The 12,938-nt window shown below is 65.1% G+C and carries 10 protein-coding genes and 2 pseudogenes; 10 read left to right on the forward strand and 2 right to left on the reverse strand.

What is annotated here, in order from left to right; translation table 11 throughout:
• The 10 genes and pseudogenes from EN780_RS15510 to EN780_RS15555 form a co-directional block, all read left to right on the forward strand.
• Positions 1-301: pseudogene (locus EN780_RS15510) on the forward strand (DNA polymerase III subunit gamma/tau); the annotation flags it as partial.
• Positions 302-376: 75 nt separating this feature from the next.
• Positions 377-700: a YbaB/EbfC family nucleoid-associated protein gene (locus EN780_RS15515; protein ID WP_127310768.1), complete on the forward strand. Its 324-nt coding sequence runs from the start codon at positions 377-379 to the stop codon at positions 698-700.
• A gap of 217 nt (positions 701-917) precedes the next feature.
• Positions 918-1,919, forward strand: coding sequence for a cell wall hydrolase (locus EN780_RS15520; RefSeq protein WP_128274620.1), 1,002 nt, complete (start codon positions 918-920; stop codon positions 1,917-1,919).
• 94 nt (positions 1,920-2,013) lie between these two features.
• Positions 2,014-2,619 (forward strand): recombination mediator RecR, encoded by a 606-nt coding sequence (recR, locus tag EN780_RS15525; RefSeq protein WP_040985994.1) that lies wholly within the window; start codon positions 2,014-2,016, stop codon positions 2,617-2,619.
• A gap of 177 nt (positions 2,620-2,796) precedes the next feature.
• Positions 2,797-4,074: a lytic murein transglycosylase gene (locus EN780_RS15530; protein ID WP_128274627.1), complete on the forward strand. Its 1,278-nt coding sequence runs from the start codon at positions 2,797-2,799 to the stop codon at positions 4,072-4,074.
• Positions 4,075-4,334: 260 nt separating this feature from the next.
• The gene (locus EN780_RS15535; protein ID WP_128274621.1) at positions 4,335-5,972 is read left to right on the forward strand and encodes an ABC transporter substrate-binding protein; all 1,638 of its coding nucleotides are present in this window, start codon (positions 4,335-4,337) and stop codon (positions 5,970-5,972) included.
• Positions 5,973-5,990: 18 nt separating this feature from the next.
• Complete coding sequence (locus tag EN780_RS15540; protein ID WP_128274622.1) at positions 5,991-7,058, forward strand: ABC transporter permease; 1,068 nt, start codon at positions 5,991-5,993, stop codon at positions 7,056-7,058.
• Positions 7,055-7,975: a nickel transporter permease gene (nikC, locus tag EN780_RS15545; protein WP_128274623.1), complete on the forward strand. Its 921-nt coding sequence runs from the start codon at positions 7,055-7,057 to the stop codon at positions 7,973-7,975. Before EN780_RS15540 ends, nikC begins: the two co-directional genes overlap by 4 nt.
• The gene (locus EN780_RS15550; protein WP_128274624.1) at positions 7,972-8,820 is read left to right on the forward strand and encodes an ABC transporter ATP-binding protein; all 849 of its coding nucleotides are present in this window, start codon (positions 7,972-7,974) and stop codon (positions 8,818-8,820) included. The genes nikC and EN780_RS15550 overlap by 4 nt, the downstream gene beginning before the upstream one ends.
• The gene (locus tag EN780_RS15555; protein ID WP_128274625.1) at positions 8,817-9,563 is read left to right on the forward strand and encodes an ABC transporter ATP-binding protein; all 747 of its coding nucleotides are present in this window, start codon (positions 8,817-8,819) and stop codon (positions 9,561-9,563) included. The genes EN780_RS15550 and EN780_RS15555 overlap by 4 nt, the downstream gene beginning before the upstream one ends.
• Positions 9,564-9,586: 23 nt before the next feature.
• Here the strand turns inward: EN780_RS15555 and EN780_RS15560 are convergent, their stop codons facing one another.
• Together EN780_RS15560 and EN780_RS15565 are read right to left on the reverse strand one after the other, a co-directional pair.
• The gene (locus EN780_RS15560) at positions 9,587-12,691 is read right to left on the reverse strand and encodes an efflux RND transporter permease subunit (RefSeq protein WP_128274626.1); all 3,105 of its coding nucleotides are present in this window, start codon (positions 12,689-12,691) and stop codon (positions 9,587-9,589) included.
• Positions 12,688-12,938 (reverse strand): annotated as a pseudogene (locus tag EN780_RS15565) (efflux transporter periplasmic adaptor subunit); the annotation flags it as partial. The gene EN780_RS15560 and the pseudogene EN780_RS15565, both read right to left, overlap by 4 nt.

Below are 12,938 nucleotides of genomic sequence, written 5' to 3' on the forward strand. Positions count from 1 at the left end.
GACCGAAGATGCGCCGAAGATGCTGCTCAACGACCTGACCGCCAAGTTGCGTGCCTGGACCGGCCGCAACTGGCTGGTCTCGCTGTCGAAGGAAGATGGCGGGCAGACGCTGGCTGAGATGGAAACGACGAAGCGCGAGATCGCCTTCCTTGATGCCAAGAGCGACCCGACGGTCGCCGCCATCCTCGCCCGCTTCCCTGGCGCCAAGATCATCGATGTGCGCATTCCGGACGTGCCGGAAGTGGAAGAGGCCGAGGCCGACCTGGCGGTCGATCCGGCGGCGGATGACGACGAAATCTAGAGCATGATCCCGAAAAGTGGGAACCGGTTTTCGGACAAGATCATGCTCCAACAATGAACTGAAGAGGACATTTGGATGAAGGATCTTCTCGGCCTGATGGGCAAGGCGAAGGAAATGCAGGCCAAGTTCCAGGCCATGCAGGATGAGATCGCCACGCTCGAAGCCACCGGGCAGGCGGGCGGCGGCCTGGTTAGCGTGACGCTGACCGGCAAGTTCGAGATGAAGGTGCTGAAGATCGATCCGTCGCTGCTCAAGGAGGATGAGGCCGAGATCGTCGAGGACCTCATTCTCGCCGCCCACAATGACGCCAAAAATAAGGTCGAGCAGGTCATGCAGGAAAAGACCAAGGCGCTCACGGCAGGCTTGCCGATCCCGCCCGGAATGAAATTGCCGTTCTGAGCCGGCTGCCTCCAGTTAATTGATCATGAACGGAAATCGGACGCCGGGGCAGTGGTTAAGACATTCCCCGGCTTTGTTCACGCGGTCGTTTCCAGCCATTCATAAAGTTTTACCTATGCTGCACGAATGCTAATCCTTTAGCCATCTTTTTGCCTTTAAGAGTCTCATTCTTGCCACATCTCGGGGCGGGCTGGCATCTGGAAATGAGGCTTTTTTGTTGATCGCGACGCGATGGAAGACGCCGCTGCTGTTCCTCGGCATCGTCACTTCCCCCTTGCTTCTGGCCGGCTGCAGCCAGACCACTTCGCACGGCATGTCGGTGGCCAAGCTGACCGATGCCATCACGCCGAGTTTCCTGAGCTCGCGCTCCTACGGCGCCACCCCCAAGGACAGGGAATGCCTTCAAAGGGCGATGTTCTTCGAATCCAACCGGTCGAGCCGCGACGGCATGATCGCCGTCGGCACGGTCGTCATGAACCGGCTGCGCTCGGGTCAGCACGGCAGCACGATCTGCGAGGTCGTCGGCGAGCGGGGCCAGTTTGCCCCCGGCGTGATGACGCGGCCGATGAATTCGAGGGCGATGCCCGATGTCGAGGAGGCCGCCGACGCCGTGCTCAAGGGCGAGCGCAACGCCAAGCTGAAGAACACCATGTTCTTCCACACCGCCGGCCTGCGCTTCCCTTACAAGAACATGCACTACACGATGGTCGCCGGCGGCAACGCCTTCTACGAGAAGCGCGGCCGCAACTGGCAGCCGCTGCCGGACGAGCCGATGGTCGCCATGGCCTCGGCCACGCCAAGGCAGCCGGCGCCTGCCACCGCCCCGGTGCTGGTCGCGTCCGCCGAGCCGGTGGTCAAGACGATTGTCCGTCCGGATCCGGCCAAGCAGGCCTTGATGACCGCTGCCGTGGAGCCCGCGTCCGCGGCCAGGACGGCAACGAACCGAGCCGGTGCTGCCGAGCAAACCTATGTGACCGCCGCCATTGCGCCTGCGGCGAAGGCGGGCCGCGTCGCGGCGAAACCGGTTGTGGTGGCGATGCAGGAGCCGATGGCGGAGCCGGATGCTTCGCGTTTCGGCGGCGCCCTGAACAACCGCTACATCACCTCCGTGCCGAGCGCGCCGCAGGAAGCCGCGATGGGTTTCCAGTCGACGCCCGAGAACACCGATGCCATCGGCGCGATGATCGTCAGCCAGAGCCGGCCGCTCGAAGCCTACTGATCTGACCGGCAATCGATGGTCCGCCTGGCAGCATGGCGGATCATTCCCGCTGGTGCATGTTCCAAACCGCTCTGAAAAATCCTAGATCAGTGCGATGTCGAAACGAATCGCCGGTCCAGAGATCGAACGCCTGATCCAGCTCCTGGCCAAGGTGCCGGGGTTGGGGCCGCGTTCGGCCAGGCGCGCCGCGCTCCATCTGATCAAGAAGAAGGAGCAGCTGCTTGAGCCGCTCGCCGCCGCCATGGGCGAGGCGGTCGACAAGGTGCGCATCTGCTCGACCTGCGGCAATGTCGACACCTCCGACCCCTGCATGATCTGCACCGATCCGCGCCGCGATGCCGGCACGCTGATCGTCGTCGAGGACGTCTCGGACCTCTGGGCGCTGGAGCGCGCGGCGGCGATGAATGTGCGCTACCACGTGCTCGGCGGCACGCTGTCGCCGCTCGACGGCATCGGTCCCGATCAGCTCAACATCCGCTCGCTGGTCGACCGGGTCGCCGGCGGCGAGGTCAAGGAGGTGATCCTCGCTGTCAACGCCACGGTCGAAGGCCAGACCACGGCGCACTACCTGACGGACCAGCTCTCCGGCTTCGAGGTCAAAGTGACAAGGCTCGCGCACGGCGTTCCGGTCGGCGGCGAACTCGACTATCTCGACGAAGGCACACTGGCCGCCGCGCTGCGGTCAAGAACAGCGTTTTGAGGGCTTCAACGAGGAGGTAGCCTGGAAATGACAGCATTCCTTCGCGCCCCCCTCTGTCTTGCCGGACATCTCCCCCACAAGGGGGGAGAGTGGCAGCTTCGCTCGCGGCGTTCTTCCTTCAGCGTCGGCGATTGGCGAAAGCCAAGGCGACGGCCAATCTCCCCCCAAGTGGGGGAGATGTCCGGCAGGACAGAGGGGGGCGCGACAGAACGCAAACATTCAAAACTGGCTGCGCTTTCCCTCTTCGCGGCTCTGTTCATTTTCCTCCTCACCCTGCCCGCCTCCGCCGCGTCCGTCGACGACCAGTTTCGCTCCTGGCTGCAGAGCGACCTCTGGCCGGAAGCCAAGGCCAAGGGCATCTCCAGGAAAACCTTCGACGAGGCCTTCATCGGCGTGAAGCCGAACCTGAAGCTGCCCGACCTCGTCATGCCCGGCGAGAAGCCGACGACGCCCGAGAAGCAGCACCAGGCCGAGTTCGGGCCGCCCGGCGCCTATTTCGCCGAGAAGACCGTTCGCGCCGTCACCGCCGGCGGACGGACCCGCGATAGCGCCAATGCGAGGGTGCTGGGGCTGATCGAGAAACGCTACGGCGTGCCGGGCGAGGTGCTTCTGGCGATCTGGGGCCGCGAGACCGGCTTCGGCGCGGCCAAGATGCCCTATGACGCCTTCGAGGTGCTGGGCACCAAGGCCTTCATGTCGACCAAGAAGGATTTCTTCCGCACCGAGGTGCTGGCGGCGCTGGAGATCGTCGAGCGTGGGCTGGCGCCGGTCAACGCGATGAAATCGTCCTGGGCGGGCGCGCTCGGCCAGCCGCAATTCATGCCGACCTCCTTCCTCAAGCATGCCGTCGACTTCGACGGCGACGGCCGGCCCGACATCTGGAATTCGACGCCGGATGTGCTGGCCTCGATCGCCAACTATCTCGTCCACTATGGCTGGGTGAGGGGTCGCGGCTGGGGAACCGAGGTGATCGTGCCTGCCAAAGTATCCTGCTCGCTCGAAGGACCCGACCAGGGCAAGAAGATTGCCGACTGGGTGGCGATGGGCATCAGGCGCGCCGACAACAAGGCGTTCCAGGCAAGCGAGCTCAAGGCCGAGGGCTTTCTTCTGATGCCGGCCGGCCGCAGCGGACCGGCTTTCATTGTCACGCCGAATTTCTATGTGCTCAAGCAATACAACACCAGCGACCTCTACGCGCTGTTCATCGGCCATGCCGCCGACCGCATCGCCAGGGGAGATGCCACCTTTACCGCAAACTGGGGGCCGGTCGGCGACCTCCACCGCTCCGACATCGCCGCCCTGCAGCGGGCGCTGGAGGCCAAGGGCTACGACGTCGGCAGCGCCGATGGCCTGCCGGGCTTCAAGACGCGCCGCTCGATCGGCGACTGGCAGGCAAAGAACGGTCGCGCCGCCACCTGCTTCCCCGACGCCGCCCTGGTCGCCGCGCTGAAGTAACGGCGAAAAATAGCAAATTGTCCTCGATCGGCGGCGCCCATTGGCTGGCCCATGCCTCGCCTCGCAATGGCTCGTTCTGGTCCAATACGTTGCCTAGCAAATGCGCGTTGCCGGCTTCGGGGCCGCCGGATATGGTGTTGACCAACTGGACAAAAAACACGACGGTAAGCGGCTCGATACGCGCGCGACCTCGAAAAGAATTCTGCAATCCTGAGCCGGGAACTCAGGTCGACAAATCAACAAAACAGGGAACGACCACCATGATGCTGGAAAAGTTTGCTCTTCGCTCTCGTGCCTTGCTTGCGGGCGCGGCGTTGTCCGCTCTGCTCGCAGCACCCGCCTTCGCGGTCACGCCGGCCGACACGCTGGTCGAGGGCTTCGCCATCGACGACATCATCTCCATGGATCCGGGCGAGGCGTTCGAACTGTCGACCGCCGAGGTCACCGGCAACACCTACGACCTGCTGGTCCGCCTCGACCTCAGCGACACCTCCAAGGTCAAGGGCGATCTGGCCGAGAGCTGGAGCGTCTCGGACGACGGCCTGACCTATACCTTCAAACTCAAGCCCGGCATGAAGTTCGCCTCCGGCAACCCGATCACTGCTGCCGACGTCGCCTATTCCTTCGAGCGCGCCATTAAGCTGGACAAGAGCCCGGCCTTCATCATCAACCAGTTCGGCATCAGCGGCGACAATGTCGCCGAGAAGGCCAAGGCCGTCGACGACACCACATTCCAGTTCGTCGTCGACAAGGCCTATGCGCCGAGCTTCGTCCTGAACTGCCTGTCCGCCACGGTCGCGTCGGTGGTCGATGCCAAGCTGGTCAAGGAACATGTCGCGGCGGTCACGCCGAGCGCCGACTACAAATGGGACAATGATTTCGGCAATGCCTGGCTGAAGACCGGCTATGCCGGCTCCGGCCAATTCACACTGCGCGAATGGCGCGCCAATGAGGCCGTCGTTCTGGAGCGCAACGACAACTACAATGGCGAGAAGGCCAAGCTCGCCCGCGTTATCTATCGCAACATGAAGGAAAGCTCGGCGCAGCGCCTCGCGTTGGAGGCCGGCGACATCGACGTCGCCCGCAACCTCGAGCCGAACGACCTCGACGCCATCGCCAAGAACGCCGATCTCACCACCACCAGCGCGCCCAAGGGCACGGTCTATTATATCAGCCTCAACCAGAAGAACCCGAACCTCGCCAAGCCCGAAGTCCGCCAGGCGTTCAAATACCTGGTCGACTATGATGCGCTGAGCTCGACCATCCTCAAGGGCATCGGCGAGATCCACCAGTCCTTCCTGCCCAAGGGCGACCTCGGCGCCATTGATGCGAATCCGTACAAGTTCGACGTCGCCAAGGCCAAGGAACTGCTGGCCAAGGCCGGTCTGCCTGACGGCTTCAGCGTGACCATGGATGTGCGCGTCGGCCAGCCGACCACCGGCATGGCGGAATCGATCCAGCAGACGCTCGGCCAGGCCGGCATCAAGCTGGAGATCATCCCCGGCGACGGCAAGCAGACGCTGACCAAGTACCGCGCCCGCAACCACGACATCTACATCGGCAACTGGGGCCAGGACTATTTCGATCCGAACTCCAACGCCCAGACCTTTGCGTCGAACCCGGACAACTCCGACTCCGCCAAAATCAAGACGCTGGCCTGGCGCAACGCCTGGGACATTCCGGACCTGACCAAGCAGACCGAGGCGGCCTTGCTTGAGAAGGATTCCGCCAAGCGTGCCGCGCTCTACGAGGACCTGCAGAAGAAGATCCTCGACACCAGCCCCTTCGTCGTCATCCACCAGCAACTGGAAGTGGCCGGCCTGCGCAAGAACCTCAAGGGCTTCGCGCTCGGCCCGAGTTTCGACACCAATTTCGTCGGGGTGGTCTCGAAGGAATAGCTTCGGCGGACGGCGCGCGTGAGCGCGGCTGAAAACCGGGCGGCGGCAGGGCGCGGCAGCGCCCCTGCCGTGGCCATTCTGTCGTCGATCGGCCGTTTCCTGGTCATCGCGGTGACGACCTATCTCGGTCTTCTTGCGGTTACCTTCTTTATCGGCCGCGTCATTCCGATCGATCCGGTTCTGGCCGTGCTCGGCGACCGGGCTCCCACCGCCGTCGTCGAGCGCACGCGTCGCGAGATGGGCCTCGATTTGCCGTTGATCGAGCAGTTCTTCATCTATGTCAAAAGCGCCCTCAGCGGCGATTTCGGCACATCGGTGCTGACCACAAATCCGGTGATGTCCGACATTCGCCGCGTCTTCCCGGCGACCATCGAACTGGCGACGCTGGGCACGATCATCGGCGCCGTCATCGGCGTGCCGCTCGGCGTACTGGCCGCGGTGAAGCGGGGCAGTCTCATCGACCAGATCGTGCGCATTATCGGACTGATCGGCTATTCCGTGCCGATCTTCTGGCTGGGACTGCTCGGCCTCGTCCTGTTCTACGCCAAGCTGCAATGGGTGGCCTTTCCAGCGCGGCTCGACGTCGTCTACGAATACACCTTCACGCCGATCAGCGGCTTCTACCTCCTCGACGCGGCGATGCAGGGGCAATGGGATGTCTTCTACGACGCCTTCCGCCACATCATCCTGCCGGCCTCGCTGCTCGGCTATTTCGCGCTCGCCTATATCAGCCGCATGACCCGCTCCTTCATGCTGAACGAACTGGCGCAGGAATATATCGTCGCGGCGCGCGCCAAGGGCCTGTCGGAAACGCGCATTATCTGGGGCCACGCGCTGCGCAACGCAGCGGTTCCGATGGTGACGGTGATCGCGCTTTCCTATGCCAGCCTGCTCGAAGGCTCGGTGCTGACCGAGACCGTGTTCTCCTGGCCGGGCATCGGCCTCTACATCACCAATTCGCTGCAGAACGCCGACATGAATGCGGTGCTCGGCGGCACCATCATCATCGGCTCGGTCTTCATCGGCATCAATCTTCTTTCCGACCTGCTCTACCGCGTGCTCGATCCGAGGACCAAGACTGCATGAGCGCCGAGATCATCCAGAGCCGTCGCGAATGGCTGCTCAGCGAGCGGCCGGCCTCGCGCATGCAGGCAAGGCTCGGCCGCGCCTATGTGGCGTGGCGGCGCTTCTCCGCCAACCGGCTGGCGGTTCTCGGCCTGCTGATCATCATCGCCCTGCTGGTGCTCGCCGCCTTCGCCGACGTGCTGGCGCCCTATTCGCCGACCGTCGGCGACCTCAAGAATGCGCGCCTGCTGCCGCCCGGCGCCGCGCACTGGTTCGGCACCGACGACCTCGGTCGCGATATCTACTCCCGCATCGTCTACGGCTCGCGCTGGACACTCTATGTGGTGATCCTCGTCGCCATCATCGCCGCGCCGATCGGCCTTCTGGTCGGCACGGTCGCCGGCTACGCCGGCGGCTGGACCGACGCCGTCCTGATGCGCATCACCGACATCTTCCTCGCCTTCCCGAAACTGGTGCTGGCGCTGGCCTTCGTCGCCGCGCTTGGCCCCGGCATCGAGAACGCCGTGCTGGCGATCGCCATCACCTCCTGGCCGCCTTACGCCCGCATCGCGCGCGCCGAGACGCTGACGGTGCGCAATTCGGATTTCATCAAGGCGGTGCAACTGATGGGCGCCTCGCCGTTCCGCATCGTGCTGCGCCATATCATGCCGCTCTGCATCTCCTCGCTGATCATCCGGGTGACGCTCGACATGGCCGGCATCATCCTGACCGCCGCCGGTCTCGGCTTCCTCGGCCTCGGCGCGCAGCCGCCGCTGCCCGAATGGGGCGCGATGATCGCGTCCGGCCGGCGCTTCATCCTCGACCAGTGGTGGGTGGCCGCCGCACCGGGTGCCGCCATCCTCATTGTCAGCCTCGGCTTCAACCTGCTCGGCGACGGCCTGCGCGACGCGCTCGATCCGAGGAGCGGCGACCAATGAGCGCGCAGTCAAAGGGGCCACTCCTCGACGTCGACGATTTGCGGGTCACCTTCCCGACCCGCACCGGCCTGGTCCAGGCGGTGCGCGGCGTCACCTTCTCGCTCGGCCGCGAGCGGCTGGGCATCGTCGGCGAGAGCGGTTCCGGCAAATCGCAGACCGGCCGCGCCATCATGGGACTGACCGCGCCGCAGGCCGAGGTCTCGGCCAAGAAGCTCAGCTTTGACGGCATCGACCTGCTCTCCATACCGTCGCGCCAGCGCCGGGCGCTACGCGGCAACCGCATCGCCATGATCCTGCAGGATCCGAAATATTCGCTCGACCCGGTGATGAGCATCGGCCGCCAGATCGTCGAGACGCTGCGCACGCATGAGCGCGTCTCCAGGGCCGAAGCGCGCGAGCGGGCGCTGGCCATGCTGGAGGCGGTGCAGATCCGCGATCCCAAGCGCGTCTTCGACCTCCACCCGCACGAGGTGTCGGGCGGCATGGGCCAGCGCGCCATGATCGCCATGATGCTGATTGCCGGGCCGGAGTTGATGATCGCCGACGAGCCGACCTCGGCGCTCGACGTCACAGTGCAGCTCGACGTGCTGAACATCCTCGACAGGCTGGTCGCCGAGCGCGGCATGGGCCTGATCTTCATCTCGCATGATCTGCGCCTGGTCTCGTCCTTCTGCGACCGGGTGATCGTCATGTATGCCGGCAAGGTGGTCGAGCAGCTCAAGGCTTCCGAGCTGCGCGACGCCCGGCATCCCTATACGCGCGGCCTGCTCAACTGCATGCCGAGGATCGGCTTCGAGCGCCATCCGCTGCCGGTGCTCGACCGCAAGCCGGAGTGGGCTGCATGACCGCGGCGCTTTCCGTCGACGGAGTGGAAGTGATCTTCGATCGCTTTCGCGCGCTTAAGGGCGTCAGCCTCGAGGTCAGGGAAGGCGAGTCCTACGGGCTGGTCGGCGAAAGCGGCTCCGGCAAATCGACGCTTCTGAGGGCAATCGCGGGCCTGGCGCCGATCGCCTCCGGCAGCATCACCGTCAACGGCAAGACCCTGGGCAAGAAACGCGACAAGGGCTTCTACCGCGAGGTGCAGATGGTCTTCCAGGACCCCTACGGCTCGCTGCATCCGCGCCAGACGGTCGACCGCCTGCTGCAGGAGCCGCTTGCCATCCACGGCTTTGCCGACGGCGAGAAGCGCATCGAACGCGCGCTGGACGAGGTCGGTCTCGGCAATGGTTTTCGCTTCCGCTACGCGCACCAGCTCTCCGGCGGCCAGCGCCAGCGCGTCGCCATCGCCCGCGCGCTGATCCTCGAACCCTCGATCCTGCTGCTCGACGAGCCGACCTCGGCGCTCGACGCCTCGGTGCAGGCGGAGGTGCTGAACCTGCTCGAGGAGGTGCGGCGGCGGCGTAAGCTGACCTTCCTGATGGTCAGCCACGACCTCGCCATCATCACCCATATGTGCGAGCGGCTGATGGTGATGCAGAGCGGCGAGGCGGTGGAGACGCTGACCGCGAGCCAGTTGATCGGCCACCGGGTCAGCGAGGACTATACGCGCAACCTGCTGAGGGCGAGTGAGGGGTTTGTGAGGGCGTAGCTTTCTGTGCCGCGCAACTTGAATCACAAATGCGCCGCACCACTCTCTGACACCGTCTCGCTATGCACGCCGTCTTGCCGCCGGTCTTTCGGCTCCTTGATGCGGAACCACGTCACGTAAAGCGCCGGCAGGAACAGCAGCGTGATCGCCGTCCCGGCGATGATGCCGCCCATCATGGCATAGGCCATCGGTCCCCAGAACACCTCGCGCGCGATCGGGATCAGCGCCAGGCTGGCCGCCGCTGCCGTCAGCGCGATCGGCCGCATGCGGTGCTCGGTCGCCTCGATGACGGCCGCCCAGCGGTCCTTGCCTTCGGCGACCAGGCCCTCGATCTGCACGATCAGGATCACCGAGTTGCGGATCAGGATGCCGATCAGCGCCAGCACGCCGAGGATGGCGACGAAGCCGAGCGGCGCGCCGCTCGGCACCAGCGCCGCCACCACGCCGATCAGGCCAAGCGGCGCCACCGCCACGACCAGGAACAGGCGTTGGAAGCTTTGCAATTGCACCATCAGGATGGTCGCCATGACGAACAGCATCAACGGCACGACGGCCGCGATCGGCCCCTGGCTCTTGGCGCTTTCCTCGACAGAGCCCGCGGTCTCGACCGAATAGCCCGGCGGCAGCTTGGCGATGAACGCGTCGACCGACGGCTTCAGCTCGTCGACGACTGTGGCCGGCAGCACGTCGCCGACCAGGCCGGCGCGCACGGTGATGGTCGGAATCCGGTCACGCCGCCACACGGTCGGCTGCTCGAGCTCGTAGCGGATGTTGGCCACCGCGGCGAGCGGGATGGCATCGCCGGTCCCGGTCGGCAATTGCATGTTCTGCAGTGTTGCGACCGAGCCGCGATCGGCCTCGCGCGAGCGCGTCACGACATCGATCAGATAGGTGGCGTCGCGCAACTGGGTGATGGTGGCGCCGCCGACCGTGCTGTTCAGCGCGCTGGCGATGTCGGAGGAGGTGATGCCGAGCTGGCGCGCCTTGTCCTGCAGCACGTCGACCCTCAGCATACGCTGCGGCTCGTTCCAGTCGAAAGTGGGCGCCGCCAGCTGCGGGTTGGCGGAAATGATGCCGGCGAACTCCTGCGCCAGGTCGCGCACCGTCTGGATGTCGGGACCGCCGACACGGTACTGCACCGGACGCCCGACCGGTGGCCCGAGCTCGAGCGGCTTGACGAAGGCATCGGTGCCGACGAACTCCTCGCGCAGCAGCTTTTCCAGCGCCGGCTTGACCCGGTTGCGCGCCTCGATGCTCTTGGTGACGATGACCGTCTGGCCGAAATAGGGATTGGCCGGCTGCACGTCATAGGCCAGCAGGAAGCGCACCGCGCCCTGGCCGATATAGGATGAGAAATGGTCGATGTCGGGATTGCCGACCAGCGCGCGCCCTTCGAAGCGCTCCATCTGGTCGCGCGTCTCGGTGATCGACGAATTCTGCGGCAGGTTCCAGTCGACGATCAGCTCCGGCCGGTCGGACGGCGGGAAGAACTGCTGCTGGACGAGGCCGAAGCCGGCGATGGAGGCGGCGAACAGCAGCACCGTCGCGATGATGGTCAGCCAATGCCGGCGCACCGAAAGGACGAGCACGCGCCGGAACATCGAGGTGAAGCGCCCGGGCTGGTCATGATGCTTGGCCTTCATCGTCGCCGGCAGGATGGTGACGCCGAGCAGCGGCGCGAACAGCACCGCCACGATCCATGACACCAGCAGCGACACGGCGATGACGACGAACAGCGTGAAGGTGTATTCGCCGGCGGCGCTGTTGTTGAGGCCGATCGGGATGAAGCCGGCGACCGTCACCAGCGTGCCGGTCAGCATCGGAAAAGCGGTCGAGGTGTAGACGTAGGTCGCCGCCTTGCGCAGGTTGTCGCCGACCTCCAGCCGCGCCACCATCATCTCGACCGCGATCATGGCGTCGTCGACCAGCAGGCCGAGCGCGATGATCAGTGCGCCCAGCGAGATGCGCTGCAGCGAGATGCCGAGATAGGCCATGACGGTGAAGGTGATGGCGAGCACCAGCGGGATCGACAGCGCCACGACGAAGCCGGCGCGCATACCGAGGCTGATGAACGACACCGCAAGCACGATGGCCACCGCCTCGAACAGGGCGCGGGTGAAGCCCGACACCGCTTCCTCGACGATCACCGGCTGGTCAGCGACCAGATGCACGCCGACGCCGACCGGCAGGTCGGCCAGCACCTTGTTCATCTCCTCGTGCAGGGCCTCGCCGAATTGCAGCAGATTGGCGTTGGGCTTCATGCCGATGGCGAGCGCGATGGCGTCCTGGCCGTTGAAGCGGAAGAGCGACGTCGGCGGGTCGACATAGCCGCGCCTGATCGTCGCCACGTCGCTCAGCCGGAAGAAGCGGTCGTTGACGCGCAGGTTGATGGCGCGCAGGCTCTCTTCCGAGGTGAACTGGCCGCCGACGCGCACGCTGATGCGCTCCGGTCCGGACTGGATGACGCCGGACGGCGTGATGGCGTTCTGCGCCTGCAGGCTGGCCACGATCGCCTGCTGGTTGAGGCCGAGCGCCGCGATCTGGCGGCTCGAGAATTCGAGGTAGATCGCCTCGTCCTGGGCGCCGACAAGGTCGACCTTGCCGGCGTTCGGCACGGTCAGGATCTTGGTGCGGACATCCTCGACATAATCGCGCAGCTGGCGCGGCGTCAGCCCGTCGGCGGTGAAGGCGTAGATGTTGCCGAAAACGTCGCCGAAACGGTCGTTGAAGAACGGCCCGACCACGCCTTGCGGGAATTGCGGCCAGATGTCGTTGACCATGTTGCGCACCTGGATCCACGTCGGCACGACATCGCGCGCCTTGGTGGTGTCCTTCAGGTTGACGAAGATGACGGTCTTGCCGGCGGTGGTGACGGATTTGGTATAGTCGAGGCTGTCGAGCTCCTCGAGCTTCTTCTCGATGCGATCCGTCACCTGCGTTACCGTCTCGTTGACGGAGGCGCCGGGCCAGTTGGCCTGGATCAGCATGGTCTTGATGGTGAAGGCGGGGTCTTCCTCGCGGCCGAGGTTCAGATAGGCGGACACGCCGGCCGCGACGAAGACCAGCATGAAGTACCACACCAGCGAGCGATGGTTGAGCGCCCAGTCGGAGAGGTTGAAGCCCTTCATATGGCTCCCCCTTCTTGTAGCTTGACCTGCTGTCCTTCGGCGAGACTGTGGGCGCCGGCGGTGACGACGCGCATGCCGGCCTCGAGCCCTTCGCTGACCGTGAAGGTGGCGGCGCCCTTGGCGGCCACCTTGATCTCGCGCGCGCTGACGCTCGACGTCTTCGGGTCGACGATCCAGACCTTGGCGGCCCCGTCCTTCTCGAGCAGCGCCGACAGCGGCAGTTCGATCGTCGGCGTGACCTTGGTCA

The sequence above is a fragment of the Mesorhizobium sp. M4B.F.Ca.ET.089.01.1.1 genome (assembly GCF_004022605.1).
Classification (GTDB): Bacteria; Pseudomonadota; Alphaproteobacteria; order Rhizobiales; family Rhizobiaceae; genus Mesorhizobium; species Mesorhizobium abyssinicae.